Source organism: Acinetobacter sp. CIP 101966, assembly GCF_000369725.1.
GTDB lineage: Bacteria > Pseudomonadota > Gammaproteobacteria > Pseudomonadales > Moraxellaceae > Acinetobacter > Acinetobacter lwoffii_Q.
Genome location: NZ_KB850159.1, coordinates 360852 through 384551 on the forward strand (window position 1 = coordinate 360852; position 23700 = coordinate 384551).

Consider the following 23700-nt stretch of genomic DNA (forward strand, 5'->3'; position numbering starts at 1 on the left):
TCCTAAGCATTTCCGATAAATAAAAAGAGAGCAAACCTTTCAATCCACTCCCTCCTTAAATTTCCGTTATATAATAACATCGTTCTTGCTATTTTTCAGGTCAGTTTTACATCTAAAAATCATAAATACCCAAAATAATCACATGTTCTTCTTATATGGCGCTCAAAGCCCTTACCCTTTTCCTGACTGTTTCACTCAACTTTATACATTTTAAGTATAATATCTTTATTTTTATCTTATGATTTTCTAATTTTTCCAATAGTTTGCATAAAAAAAGCACACCTGAAGGTGTGCTTTTTTCTAAACTGCAAAGAGCAGCCTATTAGCCTGCCATATCTAAAAGCATATTACGGATATGACCGATTGCTTTAGTTGGATTCAAGCCTTTAGGACATACAGATACACAGTTCATGATGCCTTTACAACGGAACAATGAGAACGGGTCGTCTAGACGAGCCAAACGCTCTTGCGTTCCAGTATCACGCGAGTCAATGATGAAGCGGTAAGCGTTCAACAATGCTGAAGGGCCCAAGAACTTGTCCGGGTTCCACCAGAATGACGGGCATGAAGTTGAACAGCATGCACAAAGAATACACTCATACAGACCATCAAGATGCTCACGCTCTTCAGGAGACTGTAAACGTTCCTTAGGAGGCGCAGGCTGGTTGTTGATCAAGAATGGATGGATCTTGTTGTACTGATCATAGAACTGGTTCATGTCAACCACTAGGTCTTTCACTACAGGAAGACCAGGCAATGGACGAACAGTAATTTCATTTGGTAAGTCGTTCAGGTTCCAAAGACACGCCAAACCGTTTTTACCATTGATGTTTACGCCATCAGAACCACAAATACCTTCACGACATGAACGACGGAACGTTAAAGTTTCGTCCTGTACTTTCAATGCAAGAAGTGCATCAAGCAACATACGGTGCTTGTCAGTCAGTTCAAGTTTGAAAGTTTGCATGTACGGTGCTTTATCCTTGTCAGGATCGTAGCGGTAGATATGAAATGTACGAGTACCTCTACTCATCTGAATTCTCCTGATTAGAATGTACGTGGTTTAGGTGGAATCGCGTCAACCGACAATGGACGGTAACGAACTGGCTTGTACTCTAGACGGTTATCCGCAGAGAACCATAAAGTGTGCTTCATCCACTCATCATCACGACGACCATATGGGTATTCAGCATGGTCTGGAGACTCTTCAAAGTCTACAACCGTATGTGCACCACGGCATTCTTTACGAGCAGCAGCTGAAATAAGCGTTGCTTTCGCAACTTCATACAAGTTTTCAACTTCAAGTGCTTCAATACGTGCAGTGTTGAATACTTTAGATTTGTCTTTCAAGTGAATATTGCGTACGCGCGGTTCAATTGCAAGAATCTGCTTCACACCTTCGTCTAGAAGCGCAGATGTACGGAATACACCAGCGTGGTCTTGAACGATGTCACGGATTGCATCAGCAACGTCTTGAGCATTCTCACCTGTAGTCGATTCGTCAAGTTTACGAATACGTTCAACAGTTTCTTGAAGCACAGTTGTTGGAAGTGGCTCATATTCACCATCGTGCTGTTTAGTAACATATTCAATGATATGTTGACCAGCGGCCTTACCAAATACAACCAAGTCAAGCAATGAGTTCGTACCTAGACGGTTTGCACCGTGTACAGATACACATGAACATTCACCGATTGCATAGAAGCCTTTTACTGGCTTAGCAAAGTCACGACCTTCAGCATTGGTAGAGTAAACGTCGGTGTCTTTGTTGTAGTTAGCAACAAGCGCTTCAGTTTCAGGAGACTCAGGAACAACCACCTGACCATGAATATTCGTTGGAATACCACCCATTTGGTAATGGATTGTTGGTACTACAGGAATTGGCTCTTTAGTGATGTCAACGTTCGCGAATTTCTTGCCAATCTCGAATACAGATGGAAGACGTTTCATGATCGTATCCGCACCTAGGTGCGTCATATCAAGCAGGATGTAATCGCCTTTAGGACCACAACCACGACCTTCTTTGATCTCTTGATCCATAGAACGTGATACGAAGTCACGTGGCGCCAAGTCTTTCAAAGTTGGTGCATAACGTTCCATGAACGGTTCGCCGTCTTTGTTACGAAGGATTGCACCTTCACCACGACAACCTTCAGTTAACAATACGCCTGCGCCCGCAACACCCGTTGGGTGGAATTGCCAGAATTCCATATCTTGTAATGGAATACCTGCACGAGCTGCCATACCAAGACCGTCACCAGTGTTGATATAAGCATTTGTAGATGCACGGTAAACACGACCAGCACCACCAGTAGCAAACAAAGTCGCTTTTGCTTGGAATACCGCAATTTTACCAGTTTCCTGATCAATTGCTGTAACACCTAAAACGTCGCCTTTTTCGTTACGGATCAGGTCAAGCGCAATCCATTCAACGAAGAACTGAGTACCCATTTTCACGTTGCTTTGATAAAGCGTGTGAAGAAGTGCGTGACCGGTACGGTCGGCAGCAGCACATGCACGTGGCACAGCTTTTTCACCGTAGTTTGCTGAGTGACCACCGAATGGACGTTGGTAAATTGTACCGTCAGCATTACGGTCAAATGGCATACCCAGGTGTTCAAGTTCATAAACCACTTGAGGCGCTTCACGAGTCATGAACTCGATTGCGTCTTGGTCACCTAACCAGTCCGAACCTTTAACTGTGTCGTAGAAGTGGTAGTGCCAGTTATCTTCTTGCATGTTACCAAGAGATGCACCAATACCACCCTGCGCTGCAACAGTGTGCGAACGAGTTGGGAATACTTTAGTCAGAACCGCAACTTTCAAACCAGCTTGAGCAAGTTGGTAAGACGCACGCATACCTGAACCACCACCACCAACGATGACAGCATCGAAAGTTTCGTGCGGAATATTTGTGTAATCTTCTTTAGGGTTTATAGCGCCCATGATTGTTTCCTATCAATTCGCCCAAAAAATCTGGATCGCCCAGATTGCATATGCAAGTACAGCAATGATCACTGCTGAAGTCAGTACAAGGCGTAAACCTGAAGCTGAAGGACCCATTTGACGAGTAGTCACATAATCCGTGAATACCTGCCACATCCCGATCCATGCGTGTGCAACAAGAGATAAGACCGCCAATAAAGACATAATCTTCATTGGAACTGTCATCATAAAGCCGTACCACTGTTCAAAGTTGAAACCACCATTCAGTAGAATCCAACCCAGTACAACAACGGTATAAACAGCTAGAACTACAGCACTGACACGTTGGAGAAACCAATCGCGAGAACCTGAACCTGTTAAACCAGTAGCGCTTTTCATTAGAGTACGATCCATACAAATGCTGCAACAATACCGATTGCAGACAAGATTAATGCGATAGTAGATGCAACACGGCCACTTTCTAGTTCTTCAGCAACGCCAATGTCAGCAAGTAAATGCTTAACACCCGCAATAAAGTGAAAAATCATGCCGGCGACAAATACCCATACAATAAAGCGAACAATGAAACCGTTAAAGATTTCTTGAACTTGCGCAAAACCTTCAGGCGAAGACAATGACTTGTCTAAAATCCATAGAAGGACCGGTACGAGTAAGAATACGATAACACCTGAAAGACGGTGTAGAATTGATGCAATAGCCACGGGGGATTTTAAGTTTACTTCTAAAACTTGACCCATGGACAAATTGACAGGTCTGTTGCTTTTCACAGCGGGCATCCTGTAAGTAAAAACTCCATCCGGAGTTTGTTGGAATTAATTCGAAGGAAAGCTGGCATTCTCAGGCAAATACATGCCTAAAATCAAAACGACACTGAATTATAAAACGTGAACTATTAAAATACAAACGGCTGAATTTGGCTTTTTGGATAAAAAACCATTAAATAAGACTCATTAACAACAATAAGTCAGACTTTATATATTATTCCACCCTTTCAATTCCTATCTATATGATTGTTTTTAAATAATTAAGATGATTAATTTACTCGGTTTTCAGCCTACAGGATCATGTTTGAGTTTTAGACTAAAGATGCACAGTTCCATCACAAATATTATTTAAATCTCTTTTTAATTCAGATTTAAATCAAGTGTCTAGATTTAACAGACCAATTGCCCCAATTCATCAGCAGCGCAGTGATTCAGATAACCTGATGTTAAATAGCGACTTAGTACACCACATGATGGGTTTTTCAATCGATTTGAAGCATTTAGATTCAAAAAATCATTCATTTATTTTTATATTGCTTACCTTTGCTGCAAAACTGGCCATTTATTAAGCTACTTTTTAATCAATTGAACCATATTCAAAATTCAATTAATTGCTTTTATTTATAATTCTACCTGTTAAATTCAGCTTGGCAAAAACGATGTAAGTTATGAGATTTATATAGTTTTAAGCATGCTCACCTTAATCTTTCACTATTTTCGCCCGCATTTCTTGCTAGGAAAAAACGCTTACAAATGCCCCAAGCAGTCTATTTTTTTCTGCACCTCTGCATCAATTTGACTTATTATAGAGGTTTGATGCTGTGATTTTACTGAACTTTTTATACTGAGCGAATGTGACTAAACTGCTGTGCGGCCGTCATTTTTCATCCATAAGTATAATTGACAAAATTTCAGTACTCACTAATCTTATAGCAAATTTTTGATCCGTCCGTTTTGTGCATTAAAAGATTGATAGACAAAGCGGATATACATTCACCAGGACAGGAGATCTATTGAATGTCTGAAGCAACTGGCAAGAAAGCCGTTTTACAGCTTGATGGCAAAGAAATTGAACTACCAATTTACAGCGGCACATTGGGCCCAGATGTAATCGACGTTAAAGATGTGTTGGCTGCAGGTCACTTTACTTTTGATCCTGGTTTTATGGCGACAGCTGCGTGCGAGTCTAAAATCACGTTCATCGATGGTAACAAAGGTGTACTCTTACACCGCGGCTACCCAATCGATCAATTGGCGACTAAAGCTGATTACCTGGAAACTTGCTATTTATTGTTAAATGGCGAACTTCCAACTGCTGAGCAAAAAGAAGAATTTGACGCTAAAGTACGTAACCACACGATGGTTCACGATCAAGTTAGCCGTTTCTACAATGGTTTCCGTCGTGATGCGCATCCTATGGCGATCATGGTAGGTGTGGTTGGTGCGTTGTCTGCGTTCTATCACAACAACCTTGACATCGAAGATGTGAACCACCGTGAAATCACTGCGATTCGTTTAATCGCGAAGATTCCTACGCTGGCGGCTTGGAGCTACAAGTACACCATCGGCCAACCATTCGTTTACCCACGTAACGACCTTGGTTATGCAGAAAACTTCCTGCACATGATGTTTGCTACGCCTGCAGATCGTGATTACAAAGTTGATCCGATCCTTGCAAAAGCAATGGACCGTATCTTCACGCTTCATGCTGACCACGAACAAAATGCGTCTACGTCTACCGTACGTTTAGCTGGTTCTACTGGTGCGAATCCATATGCATGTATCGCTGCTGGTATCTCTGCACTTTGGGGTCCTGCTCATGGCGGCGCGAACGAAGCTGTTCTTAAGATGCTTGACGAAATCGGCACTGTAGAAAACGTTGCTGGCTTCATGGAAAAAGTGAAAACTAAAGAAGTTAAACTGATGGGCTTCGGTCACCGAGTTTACAAAAACTTCGATCCACGTGCGAAAGTAATGAAAGAAACTTGCGACGAAGTTCTTGGTGCACTTGGCATCAATGATCCACAGCTTGCATTGGCTATGGAACTTGAACGTATCGCGCTTTCTGACGAATACTTCATCAAGCGTAACCTATACCCTAACGTAGACTTCTACTCAGGTATCATCCTTAAAGCGATTGGTATCCCGACAGAAATGTTTACTGTGATCTTCGCGCTTGCACGTACTGTTGGCTGGATCAGCCACTGGTTAGAAATGCACAGCGGTCCTTACAAGATCGGTCGTCCTCGTCAGCTTTATACTGGCGAAGTTCAACGCGATATCGTTCGTTAATTCGAACCGCGTCGAAAGACTCAAGAAAACCACCCACCCGGGTGGTTTTTTTAGCACTGACAAAAGCCTACAAAAAATTGACCTGAAACGTTTTAAAATGAATATATCAAAATCATATTCACGGATTAAGTCACCTAAAAACAGGACGTATATTGAATGCTGTTGTATTTTCTGCCCTTTATTTTGAGATTGGTTCATTTTGAACAGTTTAAGTGCCGCAGTTTAACGTCTGGTGAAATCAAAATTTCCCAACAAGTATTTGGCAACCTGATCGATTATTCTCGCGTTAAAATCATGAATCACCCCTACCTGCCTTGGCAATCCAAACATGTCATTATGGCGCCCAGTGGCTACATCCATGTACGCAATTTAAATTATCGGGAAGATTATTCGCGCGAGAGTTTATCTTATCAGGCACTATTTATTCATGAGATGGCGCATATTTATCAACACCAATGTCAGATCAATGTGCTTTTAAAAGGGGCATTTTTACAAAGTGCTTATTTTCTCAGCTTGGGAAAATATAATCCGTACAAATATCAATTTAATCCCAACAAATCATTTTCAACCTACAATATTGAACAACAAGGCGATATTGCCCGGGATATTTTTCTAAAAAAAATTCCGAATATTATTTTAAATCCAAAAATAAACAGATGATATTTAATCAGTTTAATTCCAAACAATATAGCTAAGGCATATTTTAAAAGCCAAAATTTAGATTTCAGTCTTTAAATCTACATAAGCCTAGATGCATAAAAAATCAGCATATTTTCTAATTTTATATAATAACTTTTTTCACTCAATGCCTGTTCTGCTAAATCAACTCTAGCTTATCGATAAAATTTCGATAAAATAGGCCGGTATGATTATTTTGCATCGCACATTAAGATTCAATGATCATGCGATAAAAAGTTTTTTTATTTAAGCCATTTGGCATTTTATGAATATCGAAGTGCACTCAACTGAATAATTAGAACTATAAAAATCAGTAATTTAGTGTATCAACCTATAGGAATAGGATTTACTTGGAATGAAAAGTTTTAAAATTGCGATTGCTCAATTCTCTCCACATGTGGGCAATCTGGATGCAAATACGCAAAAAATGATTGATCTGGCCAATCAGGCTAAAAAAGATAAAGCGGATCTGATTATCTTTCCTGAACTTTCAACGCTGGGCTACCCTGCAGAAGACTTATTAATTCGCCCGAGCCTGGTGAAACGCACCAAAGCGGCTTTTGAAAAACTGACTGAAGTAAAAGATATTGTCATGGTCTTTGGTTTTGTTAATCAAACTGAAGATGGTCAGCGTTATAACTCGGCTGCTGTCATGAAAGATGGCGAAGTACTGGGTGTTTATAACAAGCAAGTGTTGCCAAACTATGGCGTATTTGATGAAAAGCGTTATTTTGGCGAAGGTCATCAGCATCTGGTTTTTGAGTATCTTGGACATAAATTTGGCGTACTGATCTGTGAAGATGTCTGGTCTTTAGCCACTGTTCAGCAACTGGCAAAATTGAATATCGACACAGCTTTGGTACTGAATGCATCGCCATATGAAGTGGGTAAACCACAACATCGCATTGAAACCATGGCGGCCTTGGTCAAACAGCTAAATATCAATCTGGTGTACTGTAACCAGGTCGGTGGCCAGGATGATCTGATCTTTGACGGCACCAGCTTTGTGCTCAACAAATCTGGCGAGGTGGCTTTACAGGCACCAACTTTCCAGGAAAATCTGGCAATTGCAGAGTTTAATGCTGAACAGCTGCAATTCAGCAAAGGCGCAATTGCACCTGCTTTAGACACCATGGCTGAGATTTATCAAAGCCTGGTCATGGCCACACGTGATTATGTACAACGCTCTGGCTTCCCAGGTGTGATTCTGGGCCTGTCTGGCGGGATTGACTCTGCCCTGACCTTGGCGATTGCTGTAGATGCGCTTGGTGCAGATAAAGTTCAAGCCGTGATGATGCCGTATACTTATACTGCACAAATCAGTGTCGAAGATGCAGCGGCTCAAGCCAAAAATATGGGCGTGACTTTCGGTATTGCCGAAATCAATCCAGTAGTAAGCGGCTTTATGCAGGTGCTGTTCCCATTCTTTGGTAATGCTCCAGTCGATGCCACCGAGGAAAACCTGCAAGCACGTTCACGTGGCACCTTATTGATGGCCTTATCTAATAAATTCGGTAATCTGGTGCTGGCAACCGGTAATAAATCTGAACTAGCTGTTGGTTATTGCACCCTGTATGGCGACATGGTTGGTGGTTATGCGGTTCTGAAAGATGTGTATAAAACCATTGTGTTTGAACTGGCGAAATATCGTAACAGCATTTCAGAAACTCCGGTGATTCCGGAACGTGTAATTACCCGTCCGCCTTCAGCAGAACTGCGTCCAGATCAGGTCGATCAAGACTCTTTGCCGGCCTATGACATTCTGGATGCGATCTTGTACTCTTATATTGAAGAAGACATGAGCCAAGACGATATCATTACCAAAGGCTTTGATGCTGAAGTCGTGAAGAAAGTGATTCGTCTGGTTGATATCAATGAGTACAAGCGCCGCCAAGGTGCCATTGGGCCACGTATCAGTTCACGTTCTTATGGCCGTGAGCGTCGTTATCCAATCGTCAATGGCTGGAAAGCAGGTAGCTGAATTCTGTTTTCAGTGATGTAAATCAGAATCGTCCAAGTGAATGCTTGGGCGATTTTTTTTTATGCGGCAGTAAAATGAAGAATAGCCCCAACATTAAGAAGGAAAAATGATGTTTTGCTGAAACTGCAAAAATTAGTGGATGCTTCAAATATTTTTTATGGTTTTCAGTACTTTTTAAAAGACAAAAAAAGAGACCAAGCTGAGAGCTTGGTCTTTTAAAATGGTGGCTATGACGAGACTTGAACTTGTGACCCCCGCATTATGAGTGCGGTGCTCTAACCAACTGAGCTACATAGCCGTAAACTGTGTGCGCATTATCGTAATTTCAGCCTCTATCGTCAAGCATTTTAAAACACAAATGTTCAGTCTTTATGCAAATACAGAATAAACTTTTAAAGTTTAAACAAAAAAGCTTTTTTTAGTATGTAATTCACGCATTCCTAGCACCCTTTAATTCTTCGAGGATTCACCAAATGTATAAAATCAAAATACTTATTTTACTCATTAGCCTTTCAAGCCTGAGTGCCTGCCAGATCATCTCGCCTATTTTCGTAGATTATAATGGTGTCAGACGTGATGTGGCACAGTGGATTAATCAGCAACAACTGATGAGCATGCAGCAAAAACGGTCCTTGGCACAACTCAGCAGAGCACAGCAGAAAATCGAGCGCTATCCGGAATATGATCAGACCCAACGACTGGCGGTAACCCGGGAAAATCAGATTGCATTACATTGTGTGCGTTTACATGTGACAGAACATAAAATCCAGCAGCTACAGCAAAAAATTTATGCAGGTGAAACTCAAACAATTTTAAATCGCTATGAACAGCTGTCACCGCAAATAAAATTAGACCCGACCTCTATTCGATGTGATTAATCACTGTCTTAGGCTATCACATTAATTACATATAAATTATTAACTTAGGCTAAATAAATCACCCAGTTCAATAGCTCTAAACAGGTGCTTGATTCTTTAATCTATTAGACATTATACCTATGTATTTACTTGGTTTTATTTTTATACAATACAGGCTATGATCAAAGTATAAACAACTATTCGTACCCGGTTTAACGCGTCATAATTTTATAACTCTAAATTCCCCTTAGGAGAATTCTAATGCCTTTTGAACATATTTTAGTACCTGTTGACGGTTCAGAAACATCGTATGCTGCAGTGGATAAAGCTGTAGAAATTGCCAAAGCATTTAACAGTAAAGTCACAGTGGTTCAGGTGCTGGCGCTGGACCCTTATATCGCTGCGGAATATATCTCTGCGGCACAAACCAATGACCTGATTGAACGTGCCCGCACTTCCATCCTAAAAACGCTGGATGAAGCCAAAGCAAAATTCTCTGGTGCCGGTGTTGAAGTGGATACACAGCTCCTTGAGGGTCAGGTAATTTATAGCGAGATTGTCAAAGCAGCTAAAGATTTAAATTCTGACCTGATCGTGATTGGTTCTCATGGCCGTACTGGCTTCAAAAAACTGTTCCTTGGCAGCGTAGCGCAAAGCATTCTCGGCCAAGCGGATATTCCAGTAATGGTGATTCGCAACTAAATCATCTTTAAAATCCCCACTTTTCACCAAGTGGGGATTTTTATATCTCTACTCGACCATCCCATTGATAGCGTTTTAAATCCACTCGATCACCTCTAAAACAAATTCCTTCCTGCATGAGTTTTTGCTGCTGAATATTCTGGCCATGTTCGTCCAGTTGCTTCAGACTGATTTTCGCTTGGGCATTGATCACCCGATACCAGGGAATATTAGTGTCCGATTCTAGATGACTTAATACTCGCCCGACCAATCGCGCATGTTTGGGTAAACCTGCCAGTCTGGCAATCTGTCCGTAGGTGGCGACTTTGGCATATGGAATCTGATTGACCACAACCAAAATCATTTCTGTCATTTCCTGATTGGCTGAACTTGTCTGGGTCATTTTCATCTCATTAATAGCTCATTTAAATAAAAGATCACACCTCAACCTATCCACAAAAAGCTAGATGAAAATAATCAAGCCTGATGAAATACGCTAACCCAAGCGATCTCAGCTCACTAACAACAAATCCATAGCATATTGAGATTCTAAGTTTTAACTTTAGAAATTATCCGGATTTTCTAAGCGTTTTACTTCCTGAACCTTATCTGGATGATGCACCGTGGCGACGCCATCTGCATCTTTCTGATCAATCAGAATCTCTGGCTGAAAGATAGTGATGGTCTCATTTCCTTTGGCATCTTCCCCGACAATATAGCGAAAGCCCTTACGGTTCAACTTGTGGCACATACGTTGATACCAGCCTTTAAAGCCCTGCGTTTCTTCATTGGGATTATAATAAAATGCATTCATCACCGCAGGCAGACCCAAGCCACATACCACACCGGATAATAGCACCACAATAAAGGTATAGCCCACCAGAATACTGCTATAGGCTTCCAGCTGAGGAATATTGGCGACCGCCAGAATTAAGGCCAAAGAAATCCCGCCACGTACTCCGCCCCAAGACAGGATGGTCAAACTACCGTTATAGCTTTTCTTGCTGACTTTTGGGAACATGGCAAAGGCCAGATAGTTGGCTGCAAAACGAGCCAAATGCAGAATCACAAAGGCCACCATCCCGCCCAGAACCAGACTGGTGCTCAAGTCGAGAATAAACAATTCCAGACCGATTAGGGTAAACAGGAATGAATTGATAATTCCCTCAACCGTATGCCAGAAATGATTAACGTCACCAATTTCGGCATCTGCCAGAATTTCTTTCCATTTATTGCCAACAATCAAGCCACCAATCACACAGGCAATTGGCGCGGAAGCATGTGCCAGCAAAGCCACCAGATAGGAACCACAAGCCAGCAAGGCCGTGGTCAGAATCAGAGATTCCATTTCATGTTTGCCGCGCAAAATCCGCAAGATCGCAAAACCGAATCCGAGACCAATCAGCACCGCCACGACAATTTCATAAAGCAAGGTTTGCAGCACTGCCAGTACCGTAAAGTTTTCACCTTGCAGGACATTGAGCAAGGTCATAAATAAGGCAATACACATTGCATCATTAAACAGTGATTCGCCTTCAAGCTTGACGATCAAATGATGCGGTGCGCGAACCGAACTCAATACACCTTTGATGCCGATCGGATCTGTGGCGCCCAAGGCCGCCCCAAGTAACAGCAAAACCAGCAAGTCAACATGCTTACCAATCAGGAACTGATAACCATATAACACCACGCCAAAGAACACGGCACAGAATACTAAAGCCAGACCGGCCAGAATACTGATCGGCCGCCAGTGGTTACGCAAATCTGAGACCTTAAACTTCAGCGCAGATGAAGTCAGGATAAAACAGATCACACCATTGATCAGAAAATCATAGAAATCGACGTGACGAACAGCCTGCTCGATATTGTCAATATTGATGCTAAAGAATGGATTACCATGCAGTAAACTGGCGCCCCACTGCAAAATGAAAACAAAGATTGCAGAGACAATAGGGACACCGATCGCTTGCGGAAAGCCTAAAACGCGCTTATTAAACATGGTCGTGGCAATAGACAGAGCAAAGACCACCGTGAGTAGCTGAAGAAAAAAGAAATTTCCCATTCGGTTTCCTAAAATCGGGCGATATGGAGCACTATGCGCCGAGAGGCGTTGTTAAAATAGAGATTTGAATAGCAAGGTATTCTGGCAAAACAAGTTTAGTCCGCTTTTTTATCGAATTGAGTTAAGTTTCTTTTCAGTATTTTCGAATGATGATTTAACATACAGATCAGCACTCGGCTTTTGCTTTCCCATCATTCTATTTTGAATTTTTCTCCCATGCATCAAACTGTCAAAACCATTTTTCGTCTCTGTTTTGCCAGCGTGATTTTTCTGATCACGTTGTCCTTATGTTTTACCTGCTTTGCTAAAATTCAGGAAATTCTGCAAGCAGAACAGCATTATCAGCAAGCCACCAGCATTCCCTTAAAAAGTACAGCCGGCGAACAGTATGTATTGGTGTCCAATAACCAGCGACCAGACAATGCAATTTTTATTCTGATTGCAGGAAATGGTTATGTGGCCAAAATCAACTGTGAACATTACAGCGCTTTATGTAGCGATGAAGACAATCAATCGCATACCCGTCAAATCCAGACTGTTGACTTAATCAAAGCGGGAAATCTGTTCTATATTGAAAAAATCCAGTTCAGAGATAGCCGAACCGGCAAAGCAACTGCTTTAGAATATAACAAACAAGAAATTCAGCAGTTTTATCAAAATGACATTAGCAACCTCAAATATACAGTCTTTGCAATTGCACTGTTTGCTTTGGCTGCATTATTTGTCAGTATCAAGATATTAAGAAACTTCCGGCGTTTTCTGCATAAATAAAAAAAGGAGCATCTGCCATTGCTGTCCCACAATTTTTCACAAGAGGAAGCTCATTTGAGCTTCCTCTTGTTTTATGGGTATTTTATCGGGTGAAAATAAAGCTTTTAAAGTTCTTCTTTCAAACAAATTCACTTGAATTATTCTGAGTAAACGTTGAACTGTCCAACCTGTTTTCCCTAAATGTTGAGCGAAACTCACCAATAAATAGGCGATCATCGCAATCCAGATTTGTGTCTGAATTGCGTTCCTGCTGCGGCCTAGAAACGCTTTTAATTTGAGATTCTGCTTAATCGCCTTAAAGAACAGCTCAACTTTCCAACGATCTTTATAAATCGCCGCAATGGTGGAGGCGGCTAAATGAAAGTTATTGCTGAGAAAGCTAAAGTGCTTGCCACTTTGCTGATCTCTATATTCAATTCTTCTTAACACTGGGGCTTTTCTTTTTAGGGCATGTGCGCTATTCAGCTGAATGGTTTCATCTTTTAGAATACCTTTGGATTCAAGCACTGGATGTTGCTGGATCACCTGATACACAGATTTAGGCCTAAAACGTGTGACAAATCCAATGTTTTGAGCAGTCAGATTTGCATACCATTGGTAATCGACATAGCCTTTATCAAAAACTACAATGCTGCCAGCAGGAAACTGGAATTTGCGGCCTTGTACCATGTCATTTTCTTTGCCATTTTCAACTGCAACAAACTCAGGAATATCATTGCTGTGATTCAATCCTATGCTGAGTTTCATGCTGGCTTTTGAGTCGTGAACTTTGGCCCATTCACATAAGGAAAGCGACAGGTCAATATGACTGGCATCCAAGGAATACAAGGGATTCTTAAAGCGAAATTTATGAGCTACTTTTGAGTGTTCATAGTATTTAAGCAACTTGTGAAATAGCTGTTGATACAAGGCAGCAGGCTGCTGCTCATTGATTCGTGCCAGCGTGCTTCGGGGAATAGACTTTGCTCCGAGATGACTTAGCTTTTCCTGTTGGCACTCCAAATTGGATTGAATATCTCTCAGACTTTGTCTACAAGAGAATTGAGACATCAATATGGCAATAAACTGATCCCACCGGGAAGCCGCTCTAAATTTCTGTCCAACATGGTGTACTTTAGCAAGTTGTTCAAAATCCTGTCGCACAACAGGTTTAATTAGCTCATGAAATACGGTATTCTGATGTGACAAAACCTGAATCCTGGTCGTTAAAGTGTTTGTTTGCACTCATATTTTAACTGTTAGGACTCAGGTTTTTTTATTTAAAGCAAACTATGGGACAGCAGTGGAGCATCTGCTCCTTTTTTTATCGAAGTCATTTAAATATTTTGATTAAAGGTATCACAATTCGCAACTTGACCGGATTTCAAGCCGGTGTTAAACCATTGTACCCGCTGCGCGCTGCTGCCATGGGTAAAGCTGTCCGGCACCACCTGCCCGCGAGCACGTTTCTGTAAATAATCATCGCCAATTTTATGGGCGGCATCCATCGCTTCCTGAACATCGCCCTGTTCCAGAAATTGGGTACGTTCATGATTATGGTAAGCCCAGACGCCGGCCAGACAGTCTGCCTGCAATTCCTGACGCACTGAAAGCTGATTACTTTGCACTTCACTTGCTTGCTGACGTGCTTGCTGTACTTGAGAAGAAATACCTAAAATCGTCTGGATATGATGCCCCACTTCATGGGCCACGACATAGGCCAGCGCAAAATCCCCCGCCTGATCATTACGGGAAAGTTCGGTGGCATTCTGTTCTCCAGTAATGCCCATTTGAGTGCGCATATCTTTAAAGAATGCCGTATCGATATACACTTTCTGGTCTATCGGGCAGTAGAAAGGCCCCATCGCCGCCTGAGCCGTACCACAACCAGAATTCACGATGCCGTTAAACAACACCAGTTTCGGTGGGACATACTGCTGATTTAACTGCTGCTGAAACACCTGATTCCAGGTATCTTCAGTATCTGCCAATACAGTTCCAACAAAATCAATCGACTCCTGCTGTTCTGGCGTGGGATTTTCCAGGCCACGTGTTTCTGCCGCACCCGATACCCCCTGAGTGACCTGCTTGGTGGTTTGATAAGCCTGTTGTGGATCGACACCGAAAAACTTCCAGGCCACAAAGGCCACAATCAATCCAACAATACTGATTCCGCCAGCTTTGGCACCACCACCACGACGGTCTTCTACATTGCTACTGACACGACGACCTTTCCAACGCATAGTCTTTTCCTTTTCTTAATCTGCTTAATATCCAGATATTTCGACACCTTAAGCTTTTGATGATTTGGGCCAGATTTTCTTAATCAGGCTAATCACCAGCATGACCAGCAGACCCGCTAAAATTCCTACAGCGAAATTAATTAAGGTCGGCGTCACGGCACCAACAATGTTACCGATGCTAGGAATATCCTGTACATAGGCCACACTGTCTTCAGTAAAGTGATGAATAAAAGGAATAGCATGGTTGATAATTCCACCGCCCACCAGAAACATTGCAGCGGTTCCAACAATGGAGAGAATTTTCATCAGGACCGGAGCAAATGCCAACAAGCCACGTCCTATTTTTTGTTTAAAATCGGACTGCTGTTCAGTCAGATGCAGACCGATATCATCCAGCTTGACAATCAGCGCGACAAAACCATAAACACCAATGGTCATGACCACCGCGATCAGGCTTAAAACGGTCACTTTGGTCAGCATCGAAGCTGCGGCGACTGTTCCCAAGGTAATCACAATAATTTCAGCAGACAGGATAAAGTCAGTGCGGATGGCGCCTTTGACTTTTTCATTCTCAAACTGGTGCAAATCCATTTCCGTATGGATCAATTGCTCACGCGCCTGTTCAGCATCCTTGGCCTTCGGTGTATGCAAGGTATGAATAATTTTTTCCACGCCTTCATAACACAAAAACAAACCACCCAGTACCAACAAGGGATTAATCAGCCAGCCTGCAATAAAGCTGATTAATAATGCCAGCGGTACCAAAATCAGTTTATTGACAAAAGAACCTTTGGCAACTTTCCAGACCACCGGCAATTCACGATCAGCCCGCACACCTGTCACTTGCTGCGCATTTAAAGCCAGATCATCACCGAGAACGCCTGCCGTTTTTTTTGCTGCCATTTTGCTCATGACAGCGACATCATCCAGGACTGTAGCAATATCATCTAATAATAGTAATAAACTGCTCGCCATACTTATTATCCTTAGCTTCTTTCCATCTAGTTTAATCAAAATTGTTAAAAATATTGTATTCACTTGTTTAATTTATAAGATTTTTTTACGACAGCTTTTTTTCTGGCTGACAATCAAAAACAGAATGCCGTACAATGTTCCCATTCGCTAAAATACAGCTGTAGTACTGACTACCCTTTGGAATAGATAATGAGTAATCAAGATAATCGTCCAGTGATCTTGACGGGCGACCGTCCTACCGGACAACTCCACCTCGGCCACTTTGTGGGTTCATTACGCTCTCGTGTAGGTCTGCAAGATTCTCACCATCAACATTTGTTACTCGCGGATGCTCAAGCCTTAACTGATAATGCGGACAATTTTGAAAAAGTACGTCGTAACATTATTGAAGTGGCGACGGATTATCTGGCTGTCGGTATTGATCCAACTAAAACCACAATTTGTGTTCAGTCATGCCTGCCAGCACTAAATGAACTAACCATGCTTTACCTCAATTTCGTGACTGTTTCACGTCTTGAGCGTAACCCAACCATTAAATCTGAAATCCAGATGCGTGGTTTTGAGCGTGATATTCCAGCCGGTTTCTTGTGCTACCCGGTGGCTCAAGCTGCTGACATTACAGCATTCAAGGCCACTGTAGTTCCTGTGGGTGAAGATCAGATTCCAATGATCGAACAGACCAACGAAATCGTGCGTCGTTTAAACCGTCAAATTGGTCATGACCTGTTACCAGAATGTAAGGCACTACTTTCCAATGTTGGTCGCCTACCTGGTTTTGATGGTAAAGCAAAAATGTCGAAATCTTTGGGCAATACCATTGTGCTAGATGCAACAGATAAAGATATTAAGAAAGCCGTCAATGCCATGTATACCGATCCGAATCACTTACGTATTGAAGATCCAGGTCAGGTCGAAGGCAACGTGGTATTCACCTATCTAGATGCCTTCGATCCAAATAAAGAAGAGCTGGAAGAACTTAAAGCCCATTATCGTCGTGGTGGTTTAGGCGATGGTACAGTGAAAAAACGTCTGGAAAGCATTTTAAAAGAATTGATCGGTCCAATTCGTGAGCGTCGTATTGAACTGGCTAAAGATCCGGATTACATCATGGATATTCTAAAAACTGGTACGGATAAATGTCGCGATATTACCCAGGCGACACTGGATGAAGTTAAATCTGGCCTCGGCGTATTCCATTTCTAAATATAAAATTGCTTTGAAAAGCTCTTCTGATGAAGGGCTTTTTTATTTAAACTATAATTGCGCAAAAATGATGCAAATATCCCCACATAATCTTCATAGTTTTAACCTTATTTAACATGTATTAACATGAATACTGATGAGTCATATGAGAATGCGTCCTATTATGGTCATATTCAGTAAGGAATCAGATTTAACTCTCTCCACAGTTAATGAAGTAGTTTGAAAGACGTTCCTTTTTCTACGCAATGACAACCCCAATCATTGCGTTTTTTTTGTCTTTAATTTTTGAATCTATTTTATTTCAAGTATAAAAAAACCCGCCAGAGCGGGTTATTTTGAATTCAGCATTTAAGCATTTTTATGACGCATATGCGGGAACAAGATCACATCGCGGATACTTGCTGCATTGGCAAAGATCATCACCAGACGGTCAATACCAATACCCTCACCTGCTGTTGGAGGAAGACCGTATTCCAATGCTTCGACAAAGTCTGCATCGTAATGCATAGCTTCATCATCACCAGCATCTTTTTCAGCAACCTGTGCCTGGAATCGTTCAGCCTGATCGATTGGATCATTTAATTCCGAGAAGCCATTTGCCAACTCACGGCCACCGATGAAGAATTCAAAACGGTCGGTAATGTGTGGATTGTGATCATTACGGCGTGCCAATGGAGAAGTTTCCGCTGGATATTCAGTAATGAACGTCGGCTGACGCAATTTGGTTTCTACGGTTTCTTCAAATACCATAGTTTGCAGTTTGCCCAGACCAAAACCTGGCTTCACTTGCTCTTTCAATTCTTCCTGAAGGAATTTTGCCAGGAACTCACGGTCATTGACATTTTCAGGAGTAAATTGCGGGTTATTTTCCAAAATCGCATCGAACATTGAAATTTTCTTGAATGGCCCTTTGAAGCTATACACTTCATCACCATAAGGTACGTCAGTCGTACCCAAGATATCAATCGCCAGACGCTCCAGCATTTGCTCGGTCAATTCCATCAGATCTTTGTAATCTGCATACGCCTGGTAGAATTCAATCATGGTGAATTCAGGGTTATGACGGGTAGAAACACCTTCGTTACGGAAGTTACGGTTAATTTCAAACACACGCTCAAAACCGCCAACTACCAAACGCTTTAAGTAAAGCTCTGGCGCAATACGCAAAAACAATGACATATCCAATGCATTGTGATGTGTTTCGAAAGGACGTGCCGATGCGCCACCTGGAATCACATGCATCATTGGCGTTTCAACTTCCATATAGCGCTTTTCAGTCAGGAAGGCACGGATACCCGCTACAACTTTGGCACGAATCTCAAAAGTTTTACGCGTTTCTTCGTTAACGATCAGGTCAAGATAACGTTTACGATACTTTACTTCAGTATCGTTCAAACCATGGAACTTATCTGGCAGTGGACGCAATGATTTGGTCAATAATTCAAAATGCTCGATATGTACATACAGATCGCCTTTACCCGAACGGCCGATATAACCTTCGACTGCGATGATATCGCCAAGGTCCAGACCTTTAATGGTAGCCAGCACATCTTCAGCGAGTTCTTTACGCGCCACATACAGCTGGATACGACCTGTCATGTCCTGGATCACGATAAATGAACCACGGTTCAACATTACACGACCGGCAACTTTGACGTAGACCTTTTCGCCTGCTTCAATTTCTTCTTTAGATTTATCAGCGAACTGGTCTTGTAAATCCTGGGCATAATGCTCACGCTTAAAGGTATTCGGCCATGGGCTCTTACCTGTTTCTTGTGCCTGAGCTTCGATTTGCTTTAACTTGGCATGACGCTGTGCAATTAAATCGTTTTCGGAAATGATTTGTTCAGAAGTCGATTGAGCGTTATTTTGCGTCATCTCTGCCTCGAATAAGATTAGTTAAAAAATAGAAGTTGCATAGAATAGCAGAAATCCTTCTCAAATCGTAGCGTAAAGACTCTCAGGAACCGGCTTTTCTTTGGAAAAATCCACTATCCTGCTATTTACACCATTCGGTTGAGCCCTTCTGTCACTCTTTTAAATTCCCTTTCTTCAACCTTTTGCAGCACCCCGCTGCTCTCAGTTGGGATTAAAGTTTAAATCAGACAGGGGTTATACAAAATCATTGCACTGCAAAATTGTGGCTTAGACCAATAGCTAACTGCCTTGTACACCCAGACGTTCTACAATGACGCTCAGATTGAAGATGATGTGCCAATCAACAAATAACCAATATGGCATGTCCCATAAAAATGAGTAATGAACTATGTCTAAGATTTTGTTTTTACATGGCTTAGATTCCTCCAGAGAATCCACCAAGTTCCATGCCATTGATGTGGTACATAAATACTGTATCGATGTCGATTATCGAAATCTGAGTTATAGTTCGGTCACCGAGTTTTATCATGAGATGATTGAAACCATCAAACCGGATATTCTGGTCGGCCACAGTCTTGGCGGTTATTGGGCACTGAAAATGTCACAAGCGTATCAAATTCCATGTGTAGTGGCCAATCCCATTTTGCAGCCTAACTTCCGCGATGATTATCCGCCGATTGGGCATCACGATTTACAGCATGATATTCCTCAGTTTGCCTATCTGGAGCTGGGCGATGAAATTCTGGATATGCATGCGGTTCAGACACAACTTGAAGACTATATGCAAATTCAGGCAGTTGATGGCGGCCATCATCGTCTGGAACATCCTGAGCAAATTAATACGCTGATTCAGGAAATCGAAGATCATTTTATCAGGCAATAAAAAAGCCCCACAATTTCGGGGCTTTTTTTACAAAAAATTATGACTTAAGCAACTGCCGCTTCAGGCTGAGATTTGTCATCCAGCACTGACCAGATATCCAGGCCTAATTCAGCATGCAGGTCAGGAAGATCAAGGAAGATACTTGCACCAAGTACTTCATGTTGACATTTTTGAGCCAGTTCATTCACTGCTTTTAAGGTTCCGCCACTTGCCAGAACATCATCCACAATAATTACTTTCTGGGACTGAACTTCCGCAGACATTTCTAAACGATCTATACCATATTCCAGGCTATAACCCACACCGACCACTGGAGGCGGCAATTTACCTGCTTTACGCACCAACAATAAACCTTTGCCTGTACGTTGTGCCAACAAGCTTGCCAACACAAAACCACGCGCTTCAACCGCAATAAAGCTTTCTACTTCTGCCAGTTTGTCAGCAGGAATGCTGGCAATCAAAGCGTCAGTCAATGGACCAATATTGCCCATGAAAAGTGGGGTCAAATCAAAGAAGCAAATTCCTGGTTTTGGAAAATCTTGGACCGTACGAATGTGAGACCACAAAGAAGTAGACAAATTGCTCATGGGAGATCTTAAAAAAAGAAAAGGAATATGGGAATTTTAAACCTATTTGAATAGAACGGACAAGCCAAGCTGCCTAATAAAAACTCGGAATTTAATTATAAGATATTGATTTTATTATATTGATTTATTTTAAAAAAATTTAATCCAGACTTCACTAATTTTAAATTACCTAAAAACTCAAGTTTTAATTGCTCGACTTTGGTCTATCCCACAAGATAAACGCTCATTTTTGCCATTGTCAGCTTTTTATTCTTTAACCGCCTACGCCAGAAAAGCTGATTGGCGTGATTTTTAGATAAATGAGGAATGTGTCGTCTATTCTGCTGCTAATTTCGCTGATTAGGCTTTTATTCACTTTACTTTCTGAATAGAACTGCGTAAAAATTTAGCCAAATATGTTCACTGTTAAAAAGTCATATTCTTTTAGAGTCTTGCCTTTTATGGATTTTAAGCTGACGCCTACAGTTGCTCAGTTTTGGAGAGTTACATGAGAAAGTTTCAATGCATCGTATGTGGATGGATTTATGACGAGGCAGAAGGTTGGCCTCAAGACGGGATCGTGGCAGGCACCAAATGGGAAGATATCCCAGATGACTGGACCTGTCCAGATTGCGGCGTGTCTAAAATTGATTTCGAAATGATCGAAGTCTAATCACGTCCAGTTAAAGGCCATATCCATATGGTCTTTTTTTATGCCTTTCAATCATTTATACAGCATGGAGCTCTACCATATGGAAACAACTATGCATCCTATCGTCATTATTGGTTCAGGTATGGCGGGTTATGCCGTAGCACGTGAATTTCGTAAACTCAATCCAGAACATGAATTGCTGATGATCTGTGCGGATGATGCGGTCAATTATGCCAAACCGACGCTTTCCAACGCTCTGGCCGGCAATAAATCACCTGAACAAATTCCATTGGGCGATGCCACTAAAATGTCAGCACAGCTGAATATGCGTATTGAACAGCATACCTGGGTCAAAGCCATTCATCCGGAAGATCATCAACTGGTTCTGGAAAAAGATGGCCAGGAAAGTACACAACATTATAGCAAACTGGTATTAGCCATTGGTGCCAATCCGGTACGTCTGGCGATCGCCGGTGATGCCAGCGATGACATTCATGTCGTCAACAATTTAAGTGACTATAAAGCTTTCCGTAACAATCTGGCAGCAAGTGAAGACAAACGTGTGGTGATTTTAGGTGCAGGCCTGATTGGCTGTGAATTTGCCAATGACCTGCAAAATACCGATCATCAGGTCACAGTCATTGATTTGGCGCCGCAGCCGCTTGGCCGTTTATTGCCAGAACATGTTGCTACTGCATTCCAGAAGAATCTTGAAGAAACCGGCATTCATTTTGTCCTGGGCACAACAGTCGAAAAAGTCTCTCGTGCGGACAATGGTGATTATCTGGTCACGCTGGCCAATGGCCAGTCTTTGGTTGCGGATGTGGTGTTATCTGCGGTGGGCTTACAGCCGAATATTTCTTTGGCGAAACAGGCAGACGTACACACCAGTCGCGGAGTGTTAACCACCGCGCAACTGGAAACCAACCAGGCCGATATCTATGCGGTAGGTGACTGTGCCGAGGTCAATGGCACCTTATTGCCTTATGTCATGCCGATCATGCAACAAGCCCGCGCTTTGGCAAAAACCTTAAATGGCGAACATACTGCCGTGCATTATCCGGCAATGCCGGTGGCAGTCAAAACGCCTGCTGCCCCTTTAACTGTTCTGCCTGCTCCAGTTGATGTGGATGTCACTTGGGAAACTGAAGAGTTCGACGATGGCATGCTGGCCAAAGCGTTCGATACGAACGGCACCTTACGCGGATTTGTGCTTTTGGGCGCCACTGCAGCCAAACAGCGTCTGACCTTGACCAAGCAGGTTCCTGACTTGATTCCTGCAGCAGTTTAGAGGTTTAATACAAAGGATATTTTTTAAACGAAATATCCTTTAATTAGGACAGCGATCATGTACAGCGCAGCACAGTTTAATCTTTCCCCCTACACCTCGTTCATGCATGAAACCAAGGTCGATCTTGGCAATGGGATCCAGCTACATGTCGAGGTTGGCGGAAATCCGCAACATCCCACCATTTTGCTGATTATGGGGCTAGGTGGACAAATGCTGTACTGGCCTGACTTTTTCTGCAAGTCACTGATTGACAATGGTTATCACATTATCCGTTTTGATAATCGTGATATTGGCCTGTCTTCAAAAGTCCATCACAAAGGCCCACGCCTGAATACCCTGAAAATGATGAGCCGTTTTGCGCTGGGTCTGGGGAATCAGGGTGCACCTTATGATCTGTATGATATGGCCGAAGATGTCAGTCTGCTGATTGAAAAAATGCAGCTGGAACAGGTCTATGTACTGGGCGCTTCGATGGGCGGTATGATTGCCCAGATTCTGGCCGCGCGTTATCCGGACAAAGTCAAAAAACTGGGCTTACTGTTTACCAGTAATAACCAGCCGATGTTGCCACCGCCCTTCCCTAAGCAACTCTTTAGTTTGATTGACAAACCGGCTTCAACAGATGAAGATGGCATTGTTGATCATAGTTTGAAACTGTTTAAGATCATCGGCTCACCAGGTTATGTCAATCATCTGGAAGCGGTGCAGACCGCCCGTAAATTATATAAGCGAAGTTACTATCCTGCTGGTGTACTTCAACAGTTTTTAGCAATATTATGTACAGGCTCATTGCTGCAACTGGACAAGCAAATCAAACAAGAAACCCTGGTGGTCCATGGTTCTCGAGATCGATTGCTGCCTCCTAGCCATGGCAAGGCCGTTGCGAAAGCAATTTCAGGGGCTAAATTTGAATTAATTGATGGAATGGGGCATGATATCCCACCGCATTTTATTCCATATCTTAGCGAATTATTTGCTGATCATTTTAAATCATAAAC

22 protein-coding genes and 1 tRNA gene are annotated in these 23700 nt (G+C 42.3%); 11 read left to right on the plus strand and 12 right to left on the minus strand.

Going from position 1 to position 23700, the window contains the following annotated elements:
* Positions 1–322 precede the first annotated feature (322 nt).
* From F891_RS04650 to sdhC, 4 genes are read right to left on the minus strand one after another with little or no spacing between them, the layout of a single operon-like run.
* Positions 323–1033 (minus strand): succinate dehydrogenase iron-sulfur subunit, encoded by a 711-nt coding sequence (locus F891_RS04650; protein WP_004279433.1) that lies wholly within the window; start codon positions 1031–1033, stop codon positions 323–325.
* Between the two features lie 14 nt (positions 1034–1047).
* The gene (locus tag F891_RS04655) at positions 1048–2946 is read right to left on the minus strand and encodes an FAD-binding protein (protein WP_004279432.1); all 1899 of its coding nucleotides are present in this window, start codon (positions 2944–2946) and stop codon (positions 1048–1050) included.
* A gap of 12 nt (positions 2947–2958) precedes the next feature.
* On the minus strand, positions 2959–3324 hold the full coding sequence (gene sdhD / locus F891_RS04660; protein ID WP_004279431.1) for a succinate dehydrogenase, hydrophobic membrane anchor protein: 366 nt from the start codon (positions 3322–3324) through the stop codon (positions 2959–2961).
* Positions 3324–3722: a succinate dehydrogenase, cytochrome b556 subunit gene (sdhC, locus tag F891_RS04665; protein ID WP_004279430.1), complete on the minus strand. Its 399-nt coding sequence runs from the start codon at positions 3720–3722 to the stop codon at positions 3324–3326. The genes sdhD and sdhC overlap by 1 nt, the downstream gene beginning before the upstream one ends.
* A gap of 1005 nt (positions 3723–4727) precedes the next feature.
* On the opposite strand from sdhC, the gene gltA reads away from it, so the two are divergent.
* From gltA to F891_RS04680, 3 genes are all read left to right on the plus strand, one after another.
* Positions 4728–6002, plus strand: a complete 1275-nt coding sequence (gene gltA, locus F891_RS04670; protein ID WP_004279429.1) for a citrate synthase — start codon at positions 4728–4730, stop codon at positions 6000–6002.
* Between the two features lie 156 nt (positions 6003–6158).
* Positions 6159–6662, plus strand: coding sequence for a hypothetical protein (locus F891_RS04675; RefSeq protein ID WP_005107522.1), 504 nt, complete (start codon positions 6159–6161; stop codon positions 6660–6662).
* A 373-nt stretch (positions 6663–7035) separates the two neighbouring features.
* Positions 7036–8661, plus strand: a complete 1626-nt coding sequence (locus tag F891_RS04680) for an NAD+ synthase (RefSeq protein WP_005262357.1) — start codon at positions 7036–7038, stop codon at positions 8659–8661.
* A 221-nt stretch (positions 8662–8882) separates the two neighbouring features.
* Here F891_RS04680 and F891_RS04685 read toward each other — a convergent pair.
* A tRNA-Met gene (locus F891_RS04685) sits at positions 8883–8959 on the minus strand.
* Positions 8960–9134: 175 nt separating this feature from the next.
* Here F891_RS04685 and F891_RS04690 point away from each other — a divergent pair.
* The gene (locus F891_RS04690; protein ID WP_004279426.1) at positions 9135–9539 is read left to right on the plus strand and encodes a hypothetical protein; all 405 of its coding nucleotides are present in this window, start codon (positions 9135–9137) and stop codon (positions 9537–9539) included.
* A gap of 240 nt (positions 9540–9779) precedes the next feature.
* A complete protein-coding gene (locus F891_RS04695) occupies positions 9780–10220 on the plus strand; it encodes a universal stress protein (RefSeq protein ID WP_004279425.1) in 441 nt (146 codons plus the stop codon).
* 40 nt (positions 10221–10260) lie between these two features.
* Here the strand turns inward: F891_RS04695 and F891_RS04700 are convergent, their stop codons facing one another.
* Both F891_RS04700 and F891_RS04705 read right to left on the minus strand, forming a co-directional pair.
* Positions 10261–10602, minus strand: a complete 342-nt coding sequence (locus F891_RS04700; protein ID WP_004279424.1) for an MGMT family protein — start codon at positions 10600–10602, stop codon at positions 10261–10263.
* Between the two features lie 159 nt (positions 10603–10761).
* The gene (locus tag F891_RS04705) at positions 10762–12261 is read right to left on the minus strand and encodes a cation:proton antiporter (protein ID WP_004279423.1); all 1500 of its coding nucleotides are present in this window, start codon (positions 12259–12261) and stop codon (positions 10762–10764) included.
* A gap of 216 nt (positions 12262–12477) precedes the next feature.
* Between F891_RS04705 and F891_RS04710 the strand changes: the two genes are divergently transcribed.
* Positions 12478–13032: a hypothetical protein gene (locus F891_RS04710; protein WP_005246964.1), complete on the plus strand. Its 555-nt coding sequence runs from the start codon at positions 12478–12480 to the stop codon at positions 13030–13032.
* Between the two features lie 36 nt (positions 13033–13068).
* Here F891_RS04710 and F891_RS04715 read toward each other — a convergent pair whose 3' ends face one another.
* From F891_RS04715 to F891_RS04725, 3 genes are all read right to left on the minus strand, one after another.
* Complete coding sequence (locus F891_RS04715; RefSeq protein ID WP_004645517.1) at positions 13069–14220, minus strand: IS4-like element ISAbe18 family transposase; 1152 nt, start codon at positions 14218–14220, stop codon at positions 13069–13071.
* A gap of 128 nt (positions 14221–14348) precedes the next feature.
* Positions 14349–15254, minus strand: a complete 906-nt coding sequence (locus F891_RS04720) for a KPN_02809 family neutral zinc metallopeptidase (protein ID WP_005262358.1) — start codon at positions 15252–15254, stop codon at positions 14349–14351.
* Between the two features lie 48 nt (positions 15255–15302).
* A complete protein-coding gene (locus F891_RS04725; RefSeq protein ID WP_004279420.1) occupies positions 15303–16229 on the minus strand; it encodes a DUF808 domain-containing protein in 927 nt (308 codons plus the stop codon).
* A 189-nt stretch (positions 16230–16418) separates the two neighbouring features.
* Here F891_RS04725 and trpS point away from each other — a divergent pair, with 189 nt between their 5' ends.
* Positions 16419–17432 (plus strand): tryptophan--tRNA ligase, encoded by a 1014-nt coding sequence (gene trpS / locus F891_RS04730; RefSeq protein WP_004279419.1) that lies wholly within the window; start codon positions 16419–16421, stop codon positions 17430–17432.
* Between the two features lie 348 nt (positions 17433–17780).
* Here the strand turns inward: trpS and lysS are convergent, their stop codons facing one another.
* Complete coding sequence (gene lysS, locus F891_RS04735; protein WP_004730285.1) at positions 17781–19310, minus strand: lysine--tRNA ligase; 1530 nt, start codon at positions 19308–19310, stop codon at positions 17781–17783.
* Positions 19311–19698: 388 nt separating this feature from the next.
* Here lysS and F891_RS04740 point away from each other — a divergent pair, with 388 nt between their 5' ends.
* Positions 19699–20193 carry a YqiA/YcfP family alpha/beta fold hydrolase gene (locus tag F891_RS04740; protein WP_004279417.1) on the plus strand — a complete coding sequence of 165 codons (495 nt, stop codon included), beginning with the start codon at positions 19699–19701 and terminating at the stop codon, positions 20191–20193.
* A 44-nt stretch (positions 20194–20237) separates the two neighbouring features.
* Here F891_RS04740 and F891_RS04745 read toward each other — a convergent pair whose 3' ends face one another.
* On the minus strand, positions 20238–20780 hold the full coding sequence (locus F891_RS04745) for an adenine phosphoribosyltransferase (protein WP_005262359.1): 543 nt from the start codon (positions 20778–20780) through the stop codon (positions 20238–20240).
* Between the two features lie 487 nt (positions 20781–21267).
* Between F891_RS04745 and rubA the strand changes: the two genes are divergently transcribed.
* The 3 genes from rubA to estB all read left to right on the plus strand — a co-directional run bounded on the left by rubA (position 21268) and on the right by estB (position 23698).
* Positions 21268–21432, plus strand: a complete 165-nt coding sequence (rubA, locus tag F891_RS04750) for a rubredoxin RubA (protein WP_004646274.1) — start codon at positions 21268–21270, stop codon at positions 21430–21432.
* Positions 21433–21523: 91 nt separating this feature from the next.
* Positions 21524–22702, plus strand: coding sequence for a rubredoxin reductase RubB (rubB, locus tag F891_RS04755; RefSeq protein ID WP_034439193.1), 1179 nt, complete (start codon positions 21524–21526; stop codon positions 22700–22702).
* A gap of 57 nt (positions 22703–22759) precedes the next feature.
* Positions 22760–23698, plus strand: coding sequence for an esterase EstB (estB, locus tag F891_RS04760; protein WP_005262363.1), 939 nt, complete (start codon positions 22760–22762; stop codon positions 23696–23698).
* Positions 23699–23700 lie beyond the last annotated feature (2 nt).

Excerpts from the sequence above, each read along its gene's own strand:
- F891_RS04650 (WP_004279433.1), bottom strand. The coding sequence starts at position 1,033 with ATGAGTAGAGGTACTCGTACATTTCATATCTACCGCTACGATCCTGAC.
- F891_RS04655 (WP_004279432.1), bottom strand. The coding sequence starts at position 2,946 with ATGGGCGCTATAAACCCTAAAGAAGATTACACAAATATTCCGCACGAA.
- sdhD (WP_004279431.1), bottom strand. The coding sequence starts at position 3,324 with ATGAAAAGCGCTACTGGTTTAACAGGTTCAGGTTCTCGCGATTGGTTT.
- sdhC (WP_004279430.1), bottom strand. The coding sequence starts at position 3,722 with ATGCCCGCTGTGAAAAGCAACAGACCTGTCAATTTGTCCATGGGTCAA.
- gltA (WP_004279429.1), top strand. The coding sequence starts at position 4,728 with ATGTCTGAAGCAACTGGCAAGAAAGCCGTTTTACAGCTTGATGGCAAA.
- F891_RS04675 (WP_005107522.1), top strand. The coding sequence starts at position 6,159 with ATGCTGTTGTATTTTCTGCCCTTTATTTTGAGATTGGTTCATTTTGAA.
- F891_RS04680 (WP_005262357.1), top strand. The coding sequence starts at position 7,036 with ATGAAAAGTTTTAAAATTGCGATTGCTCAATTCTCTCCACATGTGGGC.
- F891_RS04690 (WP_004279426.1), top strand. The coding sequence starts at position 9,135 with ATGTATAAAATCAAAATACTTATTTTACTCATTAGCCTTTCAAGCCTG.
- F891_RS04695 (WP_004279425.1), top strand. The coding sequence starts at position 9,780 with ATGCCTTTTGAACATATTTTAGTACCTGTTGACGGTTCAGAAACATCG.
- F891_RS04700 (WP_004279424.1), bottom strand. The coding sequence starts at position 10,602 with ATGACCCAGACAAGTTCAGCCAATCAGGAAATGACAGAAATGATTTTG.
- F891_RS04705 (WP_004279423.1), bottom strand. The coding sequence starts at position 12,261 with ATGGGAAATTTCTTTTTTCTTCAGCTACTCACGGTGGTCTTTGCTCTG.
- F891_RS04710 (WP_005246964.1), top strand. The coding sequence starts at position 12,478 with ATGCATCAAACTGTCAAAACCATTTTTCGTCTCTGTTTTGCCAGCGTG.
- F891_RS04720 (WP_005262358.1), bottom strand. The coding sequence starts at position 15,254 with ATGCGTTGGAAAGGTCGTCGTGTCAGTAGCAATGTAGAAGACCGTCGT.
- F891_RS04725 (WP_004279420.1), bottom strand. The coding sequence starts at position 16,229 with ATGGCGAGCAGTTTATTACTATTATTAGATGATATTGCTACAGTCCTG.
- trpS (WP_004279419.1), top strand. The coding sequence starts at position 16,419 with ATGAGTAATCAAGATAATCGTCCAGTGATCTTGACGGGCGACCGTCCT.
- lysS (WP_004730285.1), bottom strand. The coding sequence starts at position 19,310 with ATGACGCAAAATAACGCTCAATCGACTTCTGAACAAATCATTTCCGAA.
- F891_RS04740 (WP_004279417.1), top strand. The coding sequence starts at position 19,699 with ATGTCTAAGATTTTGTTTTTACATGGCTTAGATTCCTCCAGAGAATCC.
- F891_RS04745 (WP_005262359.1), bottom strand. The coding sequence starts at position 20,780 with ATGAGCAATTTGTCTACTTCTTTGTGGTCTCACATTCGTACGGTCCAA.
- rubA (WP_004646274.1), top strand. The coding sequence starts at position 21,268 with ATGAGAAAGTTTCAATGCATCGTATGTGGATGGATTTATGACGAGGCA.
- rubB (WP_034439193.1), top strand. The coding sequence starts at position 21,524 with ATGCATCCTATCGTCATTATTGGTTCAGGTATGGCGGGTTATGCCGTA.
- estB (WP_005262363.1), top strand. The coding sequence starts at position 22,760 with ATGTACAGCGCAGCACAGTTTAATCTTTCCCCCTACACCTCGTTCATG.